The organism is Kitasatospora sp. NPDC058162 (genome assembly GCF_042884005.1).
GTDB lineage: Bacteria > Actinomycetota > Actinomycetes > Streptomycetales > Streptomycetaceae > Kitasatospora.
In genome coordinates this window covers 163,501-183,383 of sequence record NZ_JBHVUS010000010.1, presented here as the reverse complement: position 1 = coordinate 183,383, position 19,883 = coordinate 163,501, and the positions used below count along the sequence as shown (strand labels likewise).

Here is a 19,883-nt window from a genome sequence, read left to right as displayed (position 1 = left end):
ACGCAGGCCCTGACCAGGAAACCGGTCAGGGCCTGCGGCGCGTTCCGGGCCGGCTACGCCGCCGCCCGGCACCCGTGCTCCGGCTCCAGCCGACGGCCGCAGACGCAGCGGGCCGGCCGCAGCGGCCAGGACAGGTCCACCCGCTCCGGCGTCCCCGAGCGGTCGAACCAGGCCTGCAACCCCCGCGCCTGCGCCGCGTGCCAGACCGCCTGCCGCAGGTGCAGCTCCGCCGCCGTCAGCCCGCCGAGCGCCGCCGGATAGCGGGCGCCTATTCGCCGGATCAACGACAGTGCCGCCGTCGCGTCCGCCGCCGCGTCGTGCGCCCCGGCCAGGTCCACGCCGTAGTGGGCGCACAGGTCGGTCAACGTCCGGCGGCCCTTGCGGTAGCGGTCCACGTGCTTGTCCAGCACCCGTGGATCCAGCACCACCAGCCCGGCCCCGTCCAGCCCGGTGCTCAGCGCCAGGCCGTGGTGACGCCGCAACTCCCGGTCCAGCAGGGTCAGATCGTAGGGCGCGTTCATCACCACCACCGGGCGGCCGGCCCGCGCCTGGGCCGCCAGCGCGCGGGTGACCTCGGCCACCACCGTGCCGGCCGGCCGGCCGTACGCCCGGACCTGCTCGTCGGTGATGCCGTGCACCGCCCGGGCCCCGTCCGGGATCGGCACACCCGGATCGGCGAGCCAGGTGGTGGTCTGCGCCGGTGCGCCCGGGGCGAGTTGGACGACCAGGGCGGCGGAGACGATGCGGTCGGACTCCACGTCCACGCCGGTCGTCTCGGTGTCGAAGGAAGCGAGTGGGCCGGTGTACCAGTGCTGCTGCATGACTGCCCCTCAGGCGTGCGTTCCGCGCCCTGGTGATACCCGGTTCTGACGCCCGCTCAACCCGTTTGGCCCAGCTCCGACCGGGGATCCTGCCACTGGGCCGCTCGGCCCGGACGGGCCCGGAGCCGGGGGAGGCCACGGGGCGATGGCACTGACACAGCCGCAGCCCGACGGCGCGGCGACCACACTCAGGGGGAACCTCGCGGTCACCGCCTGCATGGAGACGCTGCAGGTCGGCTACCTGCACGCGGTCGCCGCCGCGGCCGGCTGCTCGCTCTCCCAGCCGTTCCCGGACAACGGCATCGACTGGCAGGTCAGCCACGGCTCCCGGGAGCACGACGTGGACGACGAGGTCACCGTCAAGATCCAGCTCAAGGCCACCCAGCAGATCGCGCCCGACCCGGCCGGGCCGTTCTTCAGCTTCACCCTGGACAACGACCACCTGCGCAAGCTCGCCCGCGCCCGGGTCGCCGTCCCGCGGATCCTGGTCGTGATGCTGCTCCCGCGCCGGGTCGACCACTGGCTCCACGCCCGCCCGGACGCCCTCGAACTGCGGCACTGCTGTTACTGGGTCAACCTGGCCGGCCACCCCGTCACCGGGAAGCGGCGCACCAACGTCCGGGTGCCCACCGACAAGGTCTTCGACGACCGCGCGCTCTGCGACATCATGGCCCGGGTCGGCGCGGGCGGCAGCCCGTGACCACCCGGCCCCGGCAGCGAGGAAGCACGCCCATGACCCTGCCGCACGGACCGGAGGACCGGGCCCTGCCCGACCCGGCCACCGTCGACCCCGCGGTGCTCGCCACCCTGCTCGCCCGGCACGGCTGGGTCCGGCGCGGCGGCCCCGCCGCCCGGTACGGCCGCTGGACCCCGCCCGACGGCGAACCGGGCACCAGCCTCCTCGTCCCCACCGCCGACGGCTTCGACGACGCCGTCGAACTCCTCACCGACGCCGTCACCGCGCTCTCCCGCTCCCGCACCCCCTCCGCCCGCTCGATCCTCCTCGCCCTCGTCGTCCCCGGCGACGAACTGAGCTGGCGCCGCGAACTGCCCGGCCCCGCCGACGCCGCCCCCTGGGACGACGCCGAGCGGCTCCAGCGGGCGGCGCGCTCGATGCTCGCCGCCGGAGCCAAGGCCGGCCGGACCACCGCCGCCTACTTCGGCGCCCGGCTGGACGGGCTCGCCGGGGACTTCCTGGACGACGTCCTCCTCGTCGAACAGGGCGTCGTCGAGCAGGGCGCCGCCCTCACCGCGTACACCCCCGCCCCCGAGGGCCGCACCGCCGTCACCACGCTGGTCCGCGCCCTGGAGGCGCTGCGCGACGCGGTCGACTACCGCCGGGTCAGCGGCGGGCCCGAGGCCTTCGAGAACGCCGTCCGCTCCGGGGTCAGCCGGGAACTCGTCCAGTCCGTCGAGGACCTGGTCCGCGGCGCCACCGCCGCCCGGCTCACGGTCGCCTGGTCGCCCGCCGCCGGCACCCCCGGCGGCTTCGGCGACCGCCGGATCGACCTCGACTTCTCCCCGGGCGACCTGCCCGCCCTCGCCGAGGCCGCCGACCTGCTGGAACGGATCGAGCCCGCCGTGGACGTCACCGTCGTCGGCGTGGTCGTCCGCCTCAAGCGCGCCGACCCGGCCGGACCGGGCTCGGTACGGCTCCGGGTGCTCGGCGGCGCCGAGGTCCGCGAACTCAAGGTCCGGCTGCCCGACCCCGACTACCGGCTCGCCGCCGAGGCCCACCTCACCGGCGTCCCGGTCCGGGTCTCCGGCCGCCTCGAGCGGCGCGACGGCTTCCGCCGACTGACCCGCCCGCAAGGCCTCGAGCTCTGCGGCTGGGCGGAGGGCGACCGCGAGCGGCTGCTCAAGGGACTGCAAGAAGGGGGAGAGAGGTCCTAGGGCCCGGCAAGGGCCCATGAGACAGGTCCTGGGTGCGCGGTGCGGTTGGTGCTCTCGGTACCATCGTCACGCGCAGCGCAGTGTTGCGTCCTCTGAATCCAGCACGTCAGGAGAGACCGGTGACGGACGTCCGGGTAATCATCAACCGCGAACCCGATCGGGAAGAGCGCGTGGTGACCACGGGCACTACGGCCGCCGAGCTCTTCGCCGACGACCGCTCGATCATCGCCGCCCGCGTCGGCGGCCAGCTCAAGGACCTCGCGTACGCCGTCCAGGACGGCGACGAGGTCGAGCCGGTCGCGATCGGCAGCAAGGACGGCCTGGACATCCTGCGCCACTCCACCGCGCACGTCATGGCCCAGGCCGTGCAGCAGCTCTACCCCGAGGCCAAGCTCGGCATCGGCCCGCCGGTCAAGGACGGCTTCTACTACGACTTCGACGTCGAGAAGCCCTTCCACCCCGATGACCTCAAGGCCATCGAGAAGAAGATGCAGGAGATCATCAAGCGCGGGCAGAAGTTCTCCCGCCGCGTGGTCACCGACGAGGCCGCCGCCGAGGAGCTCGCCGCCGAGCCGTACAAGCTCGAGCTGATCGGCCTCAAGGGCTCCGCCGCCACCGCCGGCGAGGGCGCCGACGTCGAGGTCGGTGCCGGCGAGCTCACCATCTACGACAACCTGGACGCCAAGAGCGGCGAGCAGTGCTGGGGCGACCTCTGCCGCGGCCCGCACCTGCCCAGCACCCGCCACATCCCGGCGTTCAAGCTGATGCGCAACGCCGCCGCGTACTGGCGCGGCAGCGAGAAGAACCCGATGCTCCAGCGCATCTACGGGACCGCCTGGCCGACCAAGGACGAGCTCAAGGCCCACCTGGACTTCCTCGTCGAGGCCGAGAAGCGCGACCACCGCAAGCTCGGCAACGAGCTCGACCTCTTCTCCATCCCGGAGGAGATCGGTTCCGGCCTCGCCGTCTTCCACCCCAAGGGCGGCGTCATCCGCCGCGCGATGGAGGACTACTCGCGCAAGCGGCACGAGGAAGAGGGCTACGAGTTCGTCTACACCCCGCACGCCACCAAGGGGAAGCTCTTCGAGAAGAGCGGCCACCTCGACTGGTACGCGGACGGTATGTACCCGCCCATGCAGCTCGACGAGGGCGTGGACTACTACCTCAAGCCGATGAACTGCCCGATGCACAACCTGATCTTCGACGCGCGCGGCCGCTCGTACCGTGAACTGCCGCTGCGCCTCTTCGAGTTCGGGACGGTGTACCGCTACGAGAAGTCCGGTGTGGTGCACGGCCTGACCCGTGCCCGCGGCTTCACGCAGGACGACGCGCACATCTACTGCACCCGTGAGCAGATGGCGGAGGAGCTCGACTCCACGCTGACCTTCGTGCTCAACCTCCTCCGTGACTACGGTCTGACCGACTTCTACCTGGAGCTGTCGACCAAGGACCCGGTCAAGTACGTCGGTTCGGACGAGACCTGGGAGGAGGCCACCCGCGTCCTGGCGAGCGTGGCCGAGAAGCAGGGTCTGCCGCTGGTTCCGGACCCGGGCGGCGCGGCCTTCTACGGCCCGAAGATCTCGGTGCAGGCGAAGGACGCCATCGGGCGGACGTGGCAAATGAGCACGATTCAGTTGGACTTCAACCTGCCCGAACGTTTCGATCTTGAGTACACCGCTGCTGACGGCTCGCGTCAGCGCCCGGTCATGATCCACCGCGCGCTGTTCGGCAGCATTGAACGGTTCTTCGCGGTGCTGCTGGAGCACTACGCCGGCGCCATGCCGCCGTGGCTGGCCCCGGTCACCGTGACTGGCATCCCGATCACCGACGAGCACGTGCCGTACCTGCTGGAGGTCGCGGCGGAGCTCAAGAAGCACGGGATCCGGGTCGAGGTGGACACTTCGGATGACCGCATGCAGAAGAAGATCAGGAACGCCCAGAAGAGCAAGGTTCCGTACATGCTCATCGCCGGTAACGACGATGTCACTGCGGGTGCAGTATCCTTCCGCTACCGCAATGGTGAGCAGAAGAACGCCGTGCCGGTGGCGGATGCCGTCCAGGAGATCGTGGATGCGGTGAAGAACCGGATCCAGGTGTGATGTAGTCCCCGCCCGAGCGGGGGTGATTCGTCGAGTTGGATGGTGGACATCTGACAGGTGCGGTCGGCCCCGCCCTGGCGGGGATGCGCGGGGCAGGCTCTTGAAGAGTCTGCCCCGCGCGGCTTTGCAAGCACCCCTGGGCGAATATGCTGATCAGCATGACGACTGAGCCGGAACTGCAGCGGGGTGTCGGTGAGCCGGACGGCTTCCGCCGCCTGTGGACCCCCCATCGGATGGCGTACATCCAGGGTGAGAACAAGCCCACCGGCCCGGCTCCGGACGACGGTTGTCCGTTCTGCTCGATCCCGTCGCTGAGCGACGAGGAGGGGCTGGTCATCGCCCGGGGGAGCGCCGTGTTCGCGGTGCTGAACCTGTACCCGTACAACGGCGGGCACCTGATGGTGGTCCCGTACCGGCACGTGGCCGACTACACCGACCTCGACGAGGCGGAGACCGCCGAGCTGGCGGACTTCACCAAGAAGGCGATGACCGCGCTGCGGGCCGCCTCGGGGGCGCACGGGTTCAACATCGGGATGAACCAGGGCGCGGCGGCCGGGGCCGGCATCGCGGCGCACCTGCACCAGCACGTGGTGCCGCGCTGGGGCGGGGACACCAACTTCATGCCGGTGGTCGGCCACACCAAGGTGCTGCCGCAGCTGCTGGCGGACACCCGCAAGATGCTGGCCGAGGCCTGGCCGCAGGGCTGAGCCGGCCGGACGCGTGAAGAGGGGCCCGTCACCGGGGAGTTCGGTGGCGGGCCCCTCTGCACGCGTCGTTGCCGATCAGTCGGCGCTGAACTCGTCGACCTTGTACGGGCGGCTGCCCTGCGCCTCGGACTTGATGATCGAGGTGCGGTTCTTGAAGAAGCGGTCGGCGTCCAGGTCGTGCTCCTGGAGGAACTCCAGGGTGGCGGTGTGCACCGCGTTGAGCACCGGGACGGAGGCGTTGAGCGCGTTGTCGACCATGGAGCGGTTGTTCCAGGCGGTGCCGACCCAGGAGTGGCGGAGCCCGAAGGGCTCGGGCAGGCCGATGCCGCCGCCGAGCCAGCCGAGCAGGCCGGGCATCCGGTGGAAGGGGGCGCGGACGGCCTGGCGGACCACCTCGTCGTTGTCGATCAGGGGGAGCTTGACGGTGCGCTCCTCCCAGAACTTCACCGTCTTGGCGACCGACTTCTCCTTGTCCTTGGGCTTGTCGAAGAAGACGCCCTTGACCGGGCCGAGCGCGTAGCCGGCCACCGAGATGCTGAGCACGTTGGCGAGCAGGGTCACCGTCACGGTGAAGGTGATGATCAGCTTGCCGTCGTGGGTGATGAACTGGGTGGCCAGGTAGTGCCGGGGGCCGCCGGGGAAGGTCTGCTTGTCGGCGAGGCTCTGCACGGCGAAGTCGCGCATCCGCTCGCCGTCCATGTCGGCGCCGCTGGGGCGGCTGATCTCGTCGGCGCCCTCGCTGACGTCGAAGACCGCCCACTGCTTGATGGCGACGTTGGGGATGCCGCTGTTGGCGACGTGGCTGATGCCGAGGCCCTTGAGGTGGGCGGAGATCCGGCGGACCAGGTCCCAGGGGTGGAAGGCGCGGAAGTCCGCGTGGCCCTCGGCGGGGTGGAGGGTGTCGGCCAGGCGCCACTCGCCCCAGCGGCGGCCGGCGCCCAGGATGCCCTTGGGGCCGGCGTAGTGGTGGACGTTGGTGTCCTGCTCGGCGTCCAGCCGGCCGAGCTTGTCGCGCAGGTCGTTGGCCTTCTTGTCCAGGTCGTCGCGGGGGACGGCCTTGGCGACGGTGGCGGCGACGGCGCTGCCCTCGACCAGGGCCTGCCAGCGGCCGCGCAGGTCGGTGGCGGAGCGTTCGACGATCCTGCGGGCGAGGTACCAGCCGAGCACCGGGGCGAGCATGGTGATCCGCAGGTAGATGCCGAGGAAGCCGGCCGCCGGGGGCCGGAGCAGCAGGAAGCCGGCCAGGACGGCGGCCGCGATCAGGGCGAGGGCGCCGTAGGTGTCGGCCCCCTTGGCGTTGTCCCGCTTGAGCCAGGCGCGGAGTTGGAAGGCGCCGAGCCAGATCAGGGTGCCGGGGAGGAAGAGCAGGCCGGTGATGACGGTGACGGTGCTGAGTTGACGGTCGCGGGCGTGGCGGAGTTCCTCGGCGGCCAGGCAGTGTTCGACGACCTGGCGGGTGTCGACTCCGAAGGACGGGACGAGGGGTTTGCGGTCGCCGCCGAGGGCGCGGGAGATCAGGGCCTTGCTGAAGGCCTCGCCGAGGTTGGGGCGGAAGAGCGCGAAGCGGCCCTTCTTCTCCTTGGCGTCGGTGACGTCCGTGACGAACTTGCCGATCTCGCCGTCGCGGTAGGCGGCGGAGGAGAGCGCCTGGGTGACGGCCGTCTGCGGGCCGGCGTCGGTCCGGGGTATCTGCGCACCCGGGGTCATGTCGAGTGTGGCCACGGTGGCGTCTGCTCCTCCCCTTGTCAGCGGCAGGTTACCGTGCGGTGGCACCCCTGCGCGGATGATCGTCTGAAGTACCGTCACGAACCGGTGCGTTCCGGCCGCACCGGGGCCTGAGGGGCATGATGCCCACCTTCGGCCGGGTCGATACCCGCCCGGGCCGACGGTGTGGGGTGGAGGAGGATGGAGGGAGAAGACGATGAAGGGGGTTGTCGTGAAGGATCCGGTGCTGGTCTTCGACGGGGACTGCGCGTTCTGCTCGTCCTGCGTGCGCTGGGGGGAGGCGTACCTGCGGCAGACGCTGGCCTCGGGGGGCTGGGAGTCGGTGCCGTTCCAGTTCGCGGACCTGGCGGAGCTGGACGCGCTGACGGGCGGCCTCGGTGAGGTGTCGGCCGAGCGGGCCGGGCGCGAGGTGCTCTGGGTGACGCCGGCGGGCCGGGTGTACGGGGGCGCGCAGGCGGTGGCGCGGCTGTTGATGCGCACGGGGGGCGCGTGGGCGTACCTGGGCGCGCTGTTGACCTTGGCGCCGATGCGCCCGGTGGCGGGCGTGGTGTACCGCTGGGTGTCCCGCAACCGGCACCGGATGCCGGGGGGTACGGCGGCGTGCGCGCTGCCGAACCGGAAGCCCGCTCAGTCGGTGTAGCGCTCGGCCAGGGCGGCGGGCATGGGTTCGTGGCGCAGGTGGGCGCGGGAGAACTCGGCGGTGCCGTGGGTGAGGGAGCGCAGGTCGACCGGGTAGCGGACGAGTTCGAGTTCGGGGACCTCCGCGCGCAGCAGGGTCAGCCCCTGGCCGCCGGTCTCGGTGCCGAGGACGCGGCCGCGGCGCGCGGAGAGGTCGCCGAGGACGGCGCCGAGGTACTCGTCGGGCAGCAGCACGCTGACGGCGGCGACGGGTTCGAGCAGTCGGATGACGGCGTGCTCGGCGGCGTCGCGCAGGGCGAGGGCGGCGGCGTTCTGGAAGGCTCCGTCGGAGGAGTCGACGGAGTGGGCCTTGCCGTCGGTGAGGGTGACCCGGACGTCGACGAGCGGGTGGCCGGTGGCGACGCCCTTGGCGAGTTGGGCGCGGACGCCCTTCTCGACGGAGGGGATGAAGTGCTTGGGGACGGCGCCGCCGACGACGTGTTCCTGGAACTCGAAGCCGGAGCCGGCCGGGAGGGGTTCGACCTCCAGGTCGCAGATGGCGTACTGGCCGTGGCCGCCGGACTGTTTGACGAGCCGTCCGTGGCCGGCGGCGGCGGTGCCGAAGGTCTCGCGCAGGGCGACCTTGGGTTCGACGGTGTCGACGTGGACGCCGTGGCGGGTGCGCAGCCGGTCGAGGACGACCTCGGCGTGGGCCTCGCCGGTGCACCAGAGGACGAGCTGGTGGGTGTCGGGGTTCTGTTCGAGCCGTAGCGCGGGGTCCTCGGCGGTGAGCCGGGTGAGGGCCTGGGAGAGCTTGTCGTCGTCGGCCTTGCTGTGGGCTTCGACGGCGATCGGCAGCAGGGGCTCGGGGAGGGTCCAGCCGTCGAGTTCGACCGGGTGGCCGGGGTCGTGGACGGTGTCGCCGGCCCGGGCGGTGGTGAGTTTGGCGGCGCAGACGAGGTCTCCGGCGACGGCGTGCGGGACGGGGCGCTGGAGTTTGCCGAAGGGGCTGGTGAGGCCGGTGACGCGTTCGTCGCCGTTCTGGTCGGCGGTGTGGGCGGGGCCGACGAGGTGGATCCGGCTGTCGGGGCGCAGGGTGCCGGCGTAGACGCGCAGCAGGCTGATCCGGCCGACGTAGGCGTCTCCGGTGACGCGGACGACCTGGGCGGCGAGCGGGGCGTCGGGGTCGCAGTCGGGGGCAGGGCGGGTGCGTTCGGTGGGGTTGGGGAAGGTGTGGGCGATCAGGTCGAGGAGTTCGGCGGCGCCGAGGCCGTTGTCGCTGGTGGGGACGGCGGGGTGGAGGGTGCAGTCGAGGACTTCGCGGCGCATTCCGGCTTCGAGGGAGTCGGTGTCGAGGGGGTCGCCGGAGAGGTAGCGCTCCATGAGGGTGTCGTCCTGGCCGGAGATGGCTTCGACGAGGCTGTCGTGGGCGGGGCCGGTGTCGGGCAGGGGGGTGGCGTCGCCGTAGGTGTCGCCGGTGAGCAGGTCGACGCTGCCGTCGGGGCGCCCGTCGTGGAGGACGGGCAGGAAGAGCGGGCGCAGGGTGTCCGGGCCCAGGTCGAAGGCGTCGTGGCAGCTGGTGAGGATGGCGTCGAAGTCGGTGCGGGCGAGGTCGAGTTTGGCGACGGCGATGGCGCGGGGGATGCCTTCGGCGGCGCATTCGCGCCAGAGGGCGCGGGTGGGGGCGGTGACCGGGTCGGTGGCGGAGACGACGAAGACGGCGGCGTCGGCGGCGTGCAGGGCGGCGCGCAGGTCGGCGGCGAAGTCGGGGTGGCCGGGCGGGTCGATCAGGTTGATCTTGACGCCCTTCCATTCGAGGGGGAGCAGCGAGAGCTGGACGGAGCGCTGCTGCTGGTGCTCGATGGGCTCGTGGTCGGAGACGGTGGTGCCGTCGGTGACGCGGCCGGCGCGGCCGGTGGCGCCGGCGGCGAGGGCGAGGGATTCGGCGAGGGTGGTCTTGCCCACACCGGTGGAGCCGACGAGGACGACGTTGCGCAGGTCCGTGGGGCCGGTGACGGCGGGCGCCTGGCCGGCTCGTGCGGTGCTGCGGTCGGGCATCGGGGTCTCCTCCCGTCGCGCCGAGGCTTGTCCTTGGCAGTCTAGGGTCGGGTGTCGCTCCGGCGCGTGTCGTGGCGGGGATGCCGTCCGGCGGTGCGTGCGACTGAGGGTGTCCCGGGCGTGGCTACGATGGGTGGCGCCGGGCGGGCTCATTCGTCCGGCCGTCTGCCGCGTCCGCTGCGCCAGGCGGGTACCTGGGAGATCGGAGCGGCTGGGAAGGCCATGCTCAACAAATACGCGCGTGCCTTCTTCACACGTGTTCTGACCCCGTTCGCCGCGTTCCTGATCCGGCTGGGCGTGAGCCCGGACGCCGTGACGCTGATCGGTACCGCCGGTTCGGTGGCCGGTGCGCTGGTGTTCTTCCCGCGTGGGGAGTTCTTCTGGGGCACCATCACGATCACGCTGTTCATCTTCTCGGACCTGGTGGACGGGAACATGGCCCGTCAGCTGGGCCGGACCAGCAAGTGGGGTGCCTTCCTGGACTCCACGCTGGACCGGGTCGCGGATGCCGCGATCTTCGGCGGTCTGGCGATGTGGTACGCGGGCAAGGGCGACAACAACCTGCTGTGCGCGGTGGCGATCTTCTGCCTGGCCAGTGGCCTGGTGGTGTCGTACACCAAGGCGCGGGCGGAGAGCCAGGGCCTGCCGTGTGACGTGTCGGGGCTGGTGGAGCGGGCCGAACGGCTGGTGATCAGCCTGGTGGCGGCCGGGGTCGCCGGTCTGCACACCTTCGGGGTGCCGTACGTGGAGTGGCTGCTGCCGGTGGCGCTGTGGCTGGTGGCCGCGGGCAGCCTGGTGACGGTGGTCCAGCGGATGGTGACCGTGCGCCGTGAGGCGTTCGAGGCCGACCGAGCGGCGGCCGGGAGCTGATGGGGGGCGTCCTGCGGTGAGGGACCGACTGGTGTACTGGGCGTACGCGCTGGGCTGGGCGGTGCTGAAGCACCTGCCGGAGCCGGTGGCGCGGTGGCTGTTCGACCGGCTGGCGGACCAGGCCTGGCGCCGCCGCGGGCCGCGGGTGCGGCAGCTGGAGGCGAACCTGCGGCGGGTCCGTCCGGGCCTGCACGAGGCGGCGCTGCGGCGGTTGTCGCGGGCCGGGATGCGCTCGTACCTGCGGTACTGGATGGAGTCCTTCCGGCTGCCGGTGTGGAGCCGGGAGCGGGTCCTGCGGGACGTGCAGGTGGACGGCTACGAGCACCTGCGGGAGGTGCTGGAGTCCGGGCGGGGCGCGGTGGTGGCGCTGCCGCACATGGGCAACTGGGACCTGGCGGGCACCTGGATAGCACAGCTGGGCCACCCGTTCACGACGGTCGCGGAGCGGTTGAAGCCGGAGCGGCTGTTCGACCGGTTCGTGGAGTTCCGGGAGGGTCAGGGCATGGAGGTCCTGGCGCTGACCGGCGGCGGGGTGAACGTGATCGGCACGCTGGCGCGGCGGCTGCGCGAGGGCAAGCTGGTGTGCCTGGTGGGGGACCGGGACCTCTCGGAGGCGGGCATCGAGGTGTCCTTCTTCGGTGAGGCGACCCGGATGCCGGCCGGCCCGGCGGCGCTGTGCCAGCGCACCGGGGCGGCGCTGCTGCCGGTGACGCTCTGGTACGACGGTCCGGTGCTGCGGGGGACCATCCACCCGGAGGTGGCGGTGCCCGAGGAGGGCGACCGCAAGGCGCGGACCCTGGCGATGACCCAGGCGATGGCGGACGTGTGGCAGCGGGGGATCAGCGAGCACCCGCAGGACTGGCACATGCTGCAGAAGTTCTGGCTGGCCGACCTGCCGGCCCGTGAGACGGTGGGGGGCGGGCCCGCGGCGGTGCGCGCCGAGGTGGCGACGGAGCCCGCCGCCGAGGCCTCCGGCGCCTGAGCCCGGCCCGTACGACTGTCCGAAGGAGCTTGAGGAACCCGTGAAGATCGGCATCGTCTGCCCGTACGACTGGGACGTCCCCGGTGGGGTGCAGTTCCACATCCGGGACCTCGCCGAGCACCTGATCGGTCTGGGGCACGAGGTGTCGGTGCTGGCGCCGGCCGAGGACGACGAGGCGCTGCCGCCGTACGTGGTCTCGGCGGGGCGGGCGGTGGCGGTGCCGTACAACGGGTCGGTGGCGCGGCTGAGCTTCGGCATCCTGTCGGCGGCCCGGGTGCGGCGGTGGCTGCGCGAGGGCCGCTTCGACATCCTGCATGTGCACGAGCCGGCCTCGCCGAGCCTGTCGATGCTGGCCGCCTGGTCGGCGACCGGGCCGATGGTGGGCACCTTCCACACCTCGAACCCGCGCTCGCGGGCGATGATCGCGGCCTCGCCGATCCTCCAGCCGGGGCTGGAGAAGATGCGGGCCCGGATCGCGGTGTCGGAGTACGCCCGGCGCACCCTGGTGGAGCACCTGGGCGGGGACGCGGTGGTGATCCCCAACGGCGTGGACGTGGGGTTCTTCGCGGAGGCCGAGCCGGACGAGCGGTGGACCGGCGGCGCGGCCGCGGGGGAGCCGGGCACGATCGGCTTCATCGGCCGGATCAACGAGCCGCGCAAGGGCCTGCCGACGCTGCTGGCGGCGCTGCCGCGGATCCTGGCCGAGCGGCCGGGGGTGCGGCTGCTGGTCGCGGGCAAGGGCGACGAGGAGGAGGCCGTGGCCGGCCTGGCGCCCGAGGTCCGCGCGCAGGTGGAGTTCCTGGGCATGGTCTCGGACCGGGAGAAGGCCCGGCTGCTGCGCAGCGTGGACCTGTACGTGGCGCCGAACACCGGTGGCGAGAGCTTCGGGATCATCCTGGTCGAGGCGATGTCGGCGGGCGCCCCGGTGCTGGCCAGCGATCTGGACGCGTTCAAGCAGGTGCTGGACGGCGGGGACGCGGGGGAGCTGTTCCCGGTGGAGGACGCGGACGCGCTGGCCCGTACGGCGCTGCGGCTGCTGGGGGACCCGGGGCGGCTGGAGGAGCTGAGCAAGGCGGCCTCGCGGCACGTGCGGCGGTTCGACTGGTCGACGGTCGGCGCGGACATCCTGGCGGTGTACGAGACGGTGACGGCCGGGGCGGCGGCGGTGGTCGAGGAGGACGAGCGCAGCAGCCGGCGAGGGCGGTTCGGCCTGGCCCGGGACTGACGGCCGGGGGCTTGCGCGGGACCGGGTGTCAGCGGGGTTAGGGTCGGGCCGACCGCACCACTGTGACCCATGGGGGAACGATGCCGCAGATTTCCGTCGACTACTCGTCGAGCCTGGCCGGGGCCTTCGACCGCCGGGCGCTGGGCCTGGCGATCAACCGGCTGGCGGAGGAGACGATCGACGCCAAGCCGGGGTCCTGCAAGACGCTGTTCCGGCGGAGCGAGGACCTGGTGGTCGGCTCCGACGGGTCGGTGGGCGACGCCCAGGTGTACGTCGAGTTCCAGCTCTTCCCGGGCCGTGCGCCGGAGGCGAAGGCGGCGCTGAGCGAGGGCGTGATGGCGCTGTTGGCGAAGCACGTGCGGCCGGCGCCGGGGACGCGGCTGTTCACCGCGGTGAACGTCGCGGACATCGACCGGGAGAGCTACCGCAACGGCCTCGTCCAGGGCTGACACCGGGCGGGGCGGCCGGTGACACCCGGTAACGTAGCGGTCCGTGACTACCTGGATCTGGGCCGGCGTGGCCGTGGTGCTGTTCGGCATGTACCTGAGTTGGACGGCCGGCCGTCTGGACCGGCTGCACGCCCGGATCGACGCGGCGCGGGCGGCGCTGGACGCGCAGCTGGTCCGTCGGGCCTCGGTGGCGATGGAGCTGGCAACGTCCTCGCTGCTGGATCCGGCGGCCTCGCTGCTGCTGCTGGACGCGGCGCACGCGGCCCGGCAGGCCGAGGACGAGCACCGCGAGGTGGCGGAGAGCCAGTTGAGTCTGGCGCTGCGGGCGGTGTTCGAGGAGCCGGAGCAGGTGGCGGCGCTGGTGGCCGAGCCGGGCGGCGAGGAGGCGGTTCGTGATCTGACGGCCGCGGTGCGGCGGGTGCCGATGGCCCGTCGGTTCCACAACGACGCGGTGCGGGCGGCGCGGGCGGTGCGGGAGCACCGGCTGGTGCGGTACTTCCGCCTGGCGGGCAAGGCGCCGTTCCCGATGGCCTTCGAGATGGACGATGCCCCACCGGCCGCCCTGACGCCCGAGGGAGCGCCTGCGTAGCCCGAGGGGGCGCCTGCATAGGCTGTCCCCGGATACGGCCCGTTTGTCGCATCCCGTCGTCCGGGCTGGACTTGGTGGCGCATGGTTGGGCCACCCGTTCCGCCTACCATAGGGCGATAGCACTGGTTCATCTTCGAGTGAGGTCTCACGTGTCCACCACCCCCACCACCGCAGACCAGCCGCAGATCGGTACCGCCCGGGTCAAGCGCGGCATGGCCGAGCAGCTCAAGGGCGGTGTGATCATGGACGTGGTCAACGCCGAGCAGGCGAAGATCGCCGAGGACGCCGGCGCGGTGGCCGTCATGGCCCTGGAGCGGGTTCCCGCCGACATCCGCAAGGACGGCGGCGTGGCCCGCATGTCCGACCCGAACATGATCGAGGAGATCATCGCCGCGGTCTCCATCCCGGTGATGGCCAAGTCCCGCATCGGCCACTTCGTCGAGGCCCAGGTCCTGCAGTCGCTGGGTGTCGACTACATCGACGAGTCCGAGGTGCTGACCCCGGCCGACGAGGTCAACCACTCCGACAAGTTCGCCTTCACCACCCCCTTCGTCTGCGGTGCCACCAACCTGGGCGAGGCCCTGCGCCGCATCGCCGAGGGCGCGGCCATGATCCGCTCCAAGGGTGAGGCCGGCACCGGCAACGTCGTCGAGGCCGTCCGCCACCTGCGCCAGATCAAGAACGAGATCGGCCAGCTGCGCGCGCTCGACCACAACGAGCTGTACGCCGCCGCCAAGGAGCTGCGCGCCCCGTACGAGCTGGTCAAGGAGGTCGCCGAGCTCGGCAAGCTGCCGGTCGTGCTGTTCTCCGCCGGTGGCGTGGCCACCCCGGCCGACGCCGCGCTGATGCGCCAGCTGGGCGCCGAGGGCGTCTTCGTCGGCTCCGGCATCTTCAAGTCGGGCGACCCGGCCAAGCGCGCCGCCGCCATCGTGAAGGCCACCACCTTCTTCGACGACCCGAAGATCATCGCGGACGCCTCCCGGAACCTGGGCGAGGCCATGGTCGGCATCAACTGCGACACCCTGCCGGAGACCGAGCGCTACGCCAACCGCGGCTGGTAATCACTCCCGCCCTTCGCCGGCCCGCCGCAGCGCTTCGGTGTGCGGCGGGCCGCGCCGCGTCCGTCCGTAGTAACGATCGATAGAGGTTGAAGACCGTGAGCACTCCAGTCATCGGCGTCCTCGCCCTGCAGGGCGACGTCCGCGAGCACCTGGTGGCGCTGGCCGAGGCAGACGCGCTGGCCCGTCCCGTGCGCCGTGCCGAGGAGCTGGCCGAGGTCGACGCACTGGTGATCCCCGGCGGGGAGTCCACCACCATGTCCAAGCTGGCCCTGCTGTTCGGCGTGATGGACCCGGTGCGCGAGCGGGTCGCCGCCGGGATGCCGGTCTACGGCACCTGCGCGGGCATGATCATGCTGGCCGACAAGATCCTCGACGGCCGGGAGGACCAGGAGAGCGTCGGCGGCATCGACATGACCGTGCGCCGCAACGCCTTCGGCCGGCAGAACGAGTCCTTCGAGTCCGGCCTCGCCTTCAAGGGCCTGGACGACGCGCCGGTGCACGGCGTCTTCATCCGCGCCCCCTGGGTCGAGGCGGTCGGCGCGGGCGTCGAGGTGCTGGCCGAACTGCCCGGTGCGGACGGCCCGGAGAGCCGGATCGTGGCCGTGCGCCAGGGCAACCTGCTGGCCACCTCGTTCCACCCGGAGCTCACCGGCGACCACCGCGTGCACGCCTACTTCGTGAAGATGGTCGAGGAGCACCTCGCCGCCCGGTAGGGCTCCGGTAGCCGTGTGCGCCTTACCGGCGACGACACCGGTAAGATCTCTCCTGTTTCATTTCCCTTTGGCGACGTAAAGGAGCTGGCGATGTCCGGCCACTCTAAGTGGGCTACCACCAAGCACAAGAAGGCCGTGATCGACGCCAAGCGCGGCAAGCTCTTCGCCAAGATGATCAAGAACATCGAGGTGGCGGCGCGCACCGGCGGTCCCGACCCGGCGGGTAACCCGACCCTCTACGACGCCATCCAGAAGGCGAAGAAGAGCTCGGTCCCGATCGACAACATCAACCGCGCCGTCAAGCGCGGTGGCGGTCTGGAGGCCGGCGGCGCCGACTACCAGACCATCATGTACGAGGGCTACGGCCCCAACGGTGTCGCCGTCCTGATCGAGTGCCTCACCGACAACCGCAACCGCGCGGCCTCCGACGTGCGCGTCGCGATGACCCGCAACGGCGGCTCGATGGCCGACCCGGGCTCGGTGTCGTACCTGTTCAACCGCAAGGGCGTCGTGATCGTCCCCAAGGCGGACGGCGTGGACGAGGACAAGCTGTTCGAGGTCGTCCTCGACCAGGAGCCGGAGGAGATCAACGACCTCGGCGAGTCCTTCGAGATCGTCTCCGAGGCCTCCAAGATGGTCGCCGTGCGCACCGCGCTGGTGGACGCCGGCGTCGACTACGACTCGGCCGAGGCCAACTTCCTCCCGAGCATGCAGGTCGAGCTGGACGTCGACGGCGCCCGCAAGATCCTCAAGCTGATCGACGCCCTCGAGGACAGCGACGACGTGCAGAACGTCTTCGCCAACTTCGACATCTCCGACGAGGTCGGTGCGCAGCTCGACGCCGAGTAACGGCGCTGAGTGATCGTTCTCACTGCCCGGCCCGGTGGTCCCAGGACCGCCGGGCCGGTGTCGTCGGCGGGGTTGTCGGACCCGGGCGGTAGCCTTCGCGAAGGTCACCCGCGAGTCGACGAGTGGCGGGGTTTCGAGAGGCGGGGCGTGGCGTGCGGGTGCTGGGTGTTGACCCCGGGCTGACCAGGTGCGGGGTCGGCGTGGTCGAGGGCGCGCCGGGCCGGCCGTTGCGGATGGCCGGGGTCGGGGTGGTGCGCACGCCGGCCGACGCCGAGATCGGGCAGCGGCTGCTGCTGGTCGAGCAGGGGCTGGAGAGCTGGTTGGACGAGCACCGGCCCGACCTGGTCGCGGTCGAGCGGGTCTTCGCCCAGCACAACGTCCGTACCGTGATGGGCACCGCCCAGGCGAGCGCGGTCGCGATGCTCTGCGCGACCCGGCGCGGCATCCCCGTCACCCTGCACACCCCCAGCGAGGTCAAGGCCGCCGTCACCGGCTCCGGTCGGGCGGACAAGGCCCAGGTCACGGCCATGGTGCAGCGCCTGCTGCGGCTGGACGCCCCGCCCAAGCCCGCCGACGCGGCCGACGCGCTGGCGCTGGCGATCTGCCACATCTGGCGCGGCGGGACGACCAACCGGTTGCAGGCCGCGGCCGAGGCCGCCGCCCTGGCGGCCCGTTCCACGCCCGTGAAGGGCCCCTTCTCCGTGAAAGGCAGTAGTCGGTGATCGCCTTCGTGCAAGGGCCGGTGGCGGCCATCGCCTCCGGAGTCGCCGTGGTCGAGGTGGGTGGGGTCGGCATGGCCGTCCAGTGCACCCCGAACACCCTGGCCGGGCTGCGGCTGGGTGAGCCGGTCCGGCTGGCGACCTCGCTGGTGGTCCGGGAGGACTCGCTGACCCTGTTCGGCTTCGCCGACGACGACGAGCGGGCCGTGTTCGAGATCCTGCAGGCCGCGCCGGGCGTGGGCCCCAAGCTGGCGCAGGCGATCCTCGGCGTGCACAGCCCCGACGCGCTGCGCGCCGCGGTGGCGGGCGGGGACGAGAAGGCGCTGGTCGCGGTGCCGGGCATCGGCAAGGCGAAGGCGGCCAAGCTGCTGCTGGAGTACAAGGACAAGCTGGGTGCCCCGCACGGCGCGGTGCCCGCGCAGAAGCCGATCGCCAGCGGCCCGGCGCCGTGGAGCGAGCAGCTGCACTCGGCGCTGACCGGCCTCGGCTACGCCCCGCGCGAGGCGGACGACGCGGTCGCCGCCGTCACGCCGGAGGCGGAGGCCCAGCAGACGCCCGATGTCGGCGCCCTGCTGCGGCTGGCCCTGCGCGGCCTCAACCGCGCCCGCTGAATCCATCTGACGACCTGTCCGTTTGTCGATACCGTCGATACCGGAGACTCTGGAGCCCGCGAGGATGTACGACTCGGAACCCGCCGACCGGCTGGTCACGGCCGCCGCCGACGGCGAGGACCAGGCGGTCGAGGCCGCGCTGCGCCCCAAGCTGCTGGACGAGTTCATCGGCCAGGAGCGGGTGCGCGAGCAGTTGTCCCTGGTGCTCCAGGCGGCCCGCCAGCGCGGCAGCGCGCCCGACCACGTGCTGCTGAGCGGGCCGCCCGGGCTGGGCAAGACCACCCTGTCCATGATCATCGCCGCCGAGCTGGGCGCCCCGATCCGGATCACCTCCGGCCCGGCCATCCAGCACGCGGGGGACCTCGCGGCGATCCTCTCCTCGCTCACCGAGGGCGAGGTGCTCTTCCTCGACGAGATCCACCGGATGTCCCGGCCGGCCGAGGAGATGCTCTACATGGCGATGGAGGACTACCGGGTCGACGTGATCGTCGGCAAGGGCCCGGGCGCCACCGCCATCCCGCTGGAGCTGCCGCCCTTCACCCTGGTCGGCGCCACCACCCGGGCCGGCCTGCTGCCGCCGCCGCTGCGCGACCGCTTCGGCTTCACCGGGCACATGGAGTTCTACGCCCCGTCCGAGCTGAAGCGGGTGGTGCACCGCTCGGCGGCGCTGCTGGACGTGGAGATAGACCCGGCCGGCGCGGCCGAGATCGCCGGGCGCTCGCGCGGCACCCCGCGCATCGCCAACCGGCTGCTGCGCCGGGTCCGCGACTACGCCCAGGTCCGGCACGACGGCGTGGTCACCGCCGGGATCGCCGCCCAGGCGCTGGACGTCTACGAGGTGGACGCCCGCGGCCTGGACCGCTTGGACCGCGCGGTGCTGGACGCGCTGCTGCGGCTGTTCGGCGGCGGACCGGTCGGTTTGTCGACCCTCGCCGTCGCGGTGGGGGAGGAGGCCGAGACGGTCGAGGAGGTGGCCGAGCCGTTCCTGGTCCGGGAGGGCCTGCTCGCCCGCACCCCGCGCGGTCGGATCGCGACCGCCGCCGCGTGGCAGCACCTGGGCCTCGTCCCGCCGCTCCAGACCACGCGCGGCAGCGTGCCGCCCCAGCCGGAGCTGTTCCCGCCGGACGGAAGTTGACCGCTCCCGGCCGAACGGGTGAGAGGTGGTCGTCGGTTCCCGCCTCCTTCCCCGGTGACCTGGCCCGGGGAGGATGCGGGGCAGATGTCCGGGGAAACTGTGCAGGCGGAGGGTCGCCACTTTCGGCGGCAGGATGCGATGCTTGGCGTTGTCCGATCAGTTCGGGGTCGCCTAGACTCCGCCGGACCGCCCCTCTCACCTGACGGGCCGACCCATACCACACAGGCCGCCGGCCGGCGGCCCGTAAAGGACCCTGGCTGCAGTGAACCTCATCATCCTTCTCCTCCCGATCATCGCGATCGTGCTCATGTTCCGGTCGCAGAAGAAGCGCCAGCAGCAGCAGCAGAGCATGCAGACCTCGCTGGAGCCCGGGGCGGGAGTGCGCACCATCGGCGGCCTGTACGCCCAGGTGAAGGCGGTCAATGACGAGACCGTCGAGCTGGAGATCGCTCCCGGCGTGGTCACCCACTTCACCAAGAGCGCCATCGCGGCCGTCCTGGACCCCCAGGAGTACGACGCGATCATCAACGGTCGCCCCGCCGACGACGAGCTGTCCGAGCCGGAGGCCGAGGACACCGACGCCGCGCCGGTCGAGGACAAGCCGCTGACGCTCACCAAGGACAGCGCCGAGAAGGGCGATGTCAAGGGGGATGTCGAGGGCGGGGCTCCCGCGAGCAAGTAGTACGGCCGGGTAACCCGCCCGGCCGCGCGGCACAGTGCCGCGAGCCCACAGGACCTCAGGGCCGCAGACCCGCCATG

The 19,883-nt window shown here is 72.1% G+C and carries 20 protein-coding genes; 17 read left to right on the top strand and 3 right to left on the bottom strand.

Translation table 11 applies throughout. The annotated features are described in order from the left end of the window. Nucleotides 1-53 precede the first annotated feature (53 nt). The gene (locus tag ACFVXG_RS21580; protein WP_387929743.1) at nucleotides 54-821 is read right to left on the bottom strand and encodes an exonuclease domain-containing protein; all 768 of its coding nucleotides are present in this window, start codon (nucleotides 819-821) and stop codon (nucleotides 54-56) included. Between the two features lie 145 nt (nucleotides 822-966). Between ACFVXG_RS21580 and ACFVXG_RS21575 the strand changes: the two genes are divergently transcribed. The 4 genes from ACFVXG_RS21575 (at nucleotide 967) to ACFVXG_RS21560 (ending at nucleotide 5,520) form a co-directional block, all read left to right on the top strand. Next, nucleotides 967-1,521 carry a DUF4365 domain-containing protein gene (locus ACFVXG_RS21575; RefSeq protein WP_350507177.1) on the top strand — a complete coding sequence of 185 codons (555 nt, stop codon included), beginning with the start codon at nucleotides 967-969 and terminating at the stop codon, nucleotides 1,519-1,521. A 32-nt stretch (nucleotides 1,522-1,553) separates the two neighbouring features. Beyond that, the gene (locus tag ACFVXG_RS21570) at nucleotides 1,554-2,714 is read left to right on the top strand and encodes a hypothetical protein (protein ID WP_387929741.1); all 1,161 of its coding nucleotides are present in this window, start codon (nucleotides 1,554-1,556) and stop codon (nucleotides 2,712-2,714) included. A 119-nt stretch (nucleotides 2,715-2,833) separates the two neighbouring features. Further along, entirely contained in the window at nucleotides 2,834-4,813 is a 1,980-nt protein-coding gene (gene thrS / locus ACFVXG_RS21565) for a threonine--tRNA ligase (RefSeq protein WP_387929739.1), read from the top strand. Between the two features lie 146 nt (nucleotides 4,814-4,959). Beyond that, nucleotides 4,960-5,520: an HIT domain-containing protein gene (locus ACFVXG_RS21560; protein ID WP_350507180.1), complete on the top strand. Its 561-nt coding sequence runs from the start codon at nucleotides 4,960-4,962 to the stop codon at nucleotides 5,518-5,520. 75 nt (nucleotides 5,521-5,595) lie between these two features. Here the strand turns inward: ACFVXG_RS21560 and ACFVXG_RS21555 are convergent, their stop codons facing one another. Then, nucleotides 5,596-7,242 carry a hypothetical protein gene (locus tag ACFVXG_RS21555; protein WP_387929737.1) on the bottom strand — a complete coding sequence of 549 codons (1,647 nt, stop codon included), beginning with the start codon at nucleotides 7,240-7,242 and terminating at the stop codon, nucleotides 5,596-5,598. Nucleotides 7,243-7,441: 199 nt separating this feature from the next. Between ACFVXG_RS21555 and ACFVXG_RS21550 the strand changes: the two genes are divergently transcribed. Then, complete coding sequence (locus ACFVXG_RS21550) at nucleotides 7,442-7,885, top strand: thiol-disulfide oxidoreductase DCC family protein (RefSeq protein ID WP_387929735.1); 444 nt, start codon at nucleotides 7,442-7,444, stop codon at nucleotides 7,883-7,885. On the opposite strand, the gene ACFVXG_RS21545 is transcribed toward ACFVXG_RS21550, so the two are convergent. Beyond that, on the bottom strand, nucleotides 7,873-9,921 hold the full coding sequence (locus tag ACFVXG_RS21545) for an elongation factor G-like protein EF-G2 (RefSeq protein WP_387929733.1): 2,049 nt from the start codon (nucleotides 9,919-9,921) through the stop codon (nucleotides 7,873-7,875). The genes ACFVXG_RS21550 and ACFVXG_RS21545 overlap by 13 nt on opposite strands. A gap of 222 nt (nucleotides 9,922-10,143) precedes the next feature. On the opposite strand from ACFVXG_RS21545, the gene pgsA reads away from it, so the two are divergent. From pgsA to yajC, 12 genes are all read left to right on the top strand, one after another. Next, the gene (pgsA, locus tag ACFVXG_RS21540) at nucleotides 10,144-10,791 is read left to right on the top strand and encodes a phosphatidylinositol phosphate synthase (RefSeq protein ID WP_350509809.1); all 648 of its coding nucleotides are present in this window, start codon (nucleotides 10,144-10,146) and stop codon (nucleotides 10,789-10,791) included. A gap of 16 nt (nucleotides 10,792-10,807) precedes the next feature. After that, complete coding sequence (locus ACFVXG_RS21535) at nucleotides 10,808-11,773, top strand: phosphatidylinositol mannoside acyltransferase (protein WP_387929731.1); 966 nt, start codon at nucleotides 10,808-10,810, stop codon at nucleotides 11,771-11,773. A gap of 40 nt (nucleotides 11,774-11,813) precedes the next feature. Beyond that, nucleotides 11,814-12,998 (top strand): glycosyltransferase family 4 protein, encoded by a 1,185-nt coding sequence (locus ACFVXG_RS21530; protein ID WP_387929729.1) that lies wholly within the window; start codon nucleotides 11,814-11,816, stop codon nucleotides 12,996-12,998. Nucleotides 12,999-13,078: 80 nt separating this feature from the next. Further along, nucleotides 13,079-13,447, top strand: a complete 369-nt coding sequence (locus ACFVXG_RS21525) for a 5-carboxymethyl-2-hydroxymuconate Delta-isomerase (protein WP_387929727.1) — start codon at nucleotides 13,079-13,081, stop codon at nucleotides 13,445-13,447. A gap of 88 nt (nucleotides 13,448-13,535) precedes the next feature. Then, the gene (locus ACFVXG_RS21520) at nucleotides 13,536-14,036 is read left to right on the top strand and encodes a hypothetical protein (RefSeq protein ID WP_350509836.1); all 501 of its coding nucleotides are present in this window, start codon (nucleotides 13,536-13,538) and stop codon (nucleotides 14,034-14,036) included. 149 nt (nucleotides 14,037-14,185) lie between these two features. Further along, a complete protein-coding gene (gene pdxS / locus ACFVXG_RS21515) occupies nucleotides 14,186-15,097 on the top strand; it encodes a pyridoxal 5'-phosphate synthase lyase subunit PdxS (protein WP_350509813.1) in 912 nt (303 codons plus the stop codon). A 95-nt stretch (nucleotides 15,098-15,192) separates the two neighbouring features. Beyond that, nucleotides 15,193-15,810: a pyridoxal 5'-phosphate synthase glutaminase subunit PdxT gene (gene pdxT / locus ACFVXG_RS21510; RefSeq protein ID WP_387929725.1), complete on the top strand. Its 618-nt coding sequence runs from the start codon at nucleotides 15,193-15,195 to the stop codon at nucleotides 15,808-15,810. A gap of 90 nt (nucleotides 15,811-15,900) precedes the next feature. Next, nucleotides 15,901-16,659, top strand: coding sequence for a YebC/PmpR family DNA-binding transcriptional regulator (locus tag ACFVXG_RS21505; protein WP_387929724.1), 759 nt, complete (start codon nucleotides 15,901-15,903; stop codon nucleotides 16,657-16,659). 152 nt (nucleotides 16,660-16,811) lie between these two features. Beyond that, nucleotides 16,812-17,381, top strand: coding sequence for a crossover junction endodeoxyribonuclease RuvC (gene ruvC / locus ACFVXG_RS21500; RefSeq protein ID WP_387929722.1), 570 nt, complete (start codon nucleotides 16,812-16,814; stop codon nucleotides 17,379-17,381). Further along, nucleotides 17,378-17,989 carry a Holliday junction branch migration protein RuvA gene (gene ruvA, locus ACFVXG_RS21495; protein ID WP_350509816.1) on the top strand — a complete coding sequence of 204 codons (612 nt, stop codon included), beginning with the start codon at nucleotides 17,378-17,380 and terminating at the stop codon, nucleotides 17,987-17,989. The genes ruvC and ruvA overlap by 4 nt, the downstream gene beginning before the upstream one ends. A 64-nt stretch (nucleotides 17,990-18,053) precedes the next feature. Beyond that, nucleotides 18,054-19,124, top strand: a complete 1,071-nt coding sequence (ruvB, locus tag ACFVXG_RS21490; RefSeq protein ID WP_387929720.1) for a Holliday junction branch migration DNA helicase RuvB — start codon at nucleotides 18,054-18,056, stop codon at nucleotides 19,122-19,124. A gap of 262 nt (nucleotides 19,125-19,386) precedes the next feature. Then, nucleotides 19,387-19,806: a preprotein translocase subunit YajC gene (gene yajC / locus ACFVXG_RS21485; RefSeq protein WP_375890010.1), complete on the top strand. Its 420-nt coding sequence runs from the start codon at nucleotides 19,387-19,389 to the stop codon at nucleotides 19,804-19,806. Nucleotides 19,807-19,883: the final 77 nt, after the last annotated feature.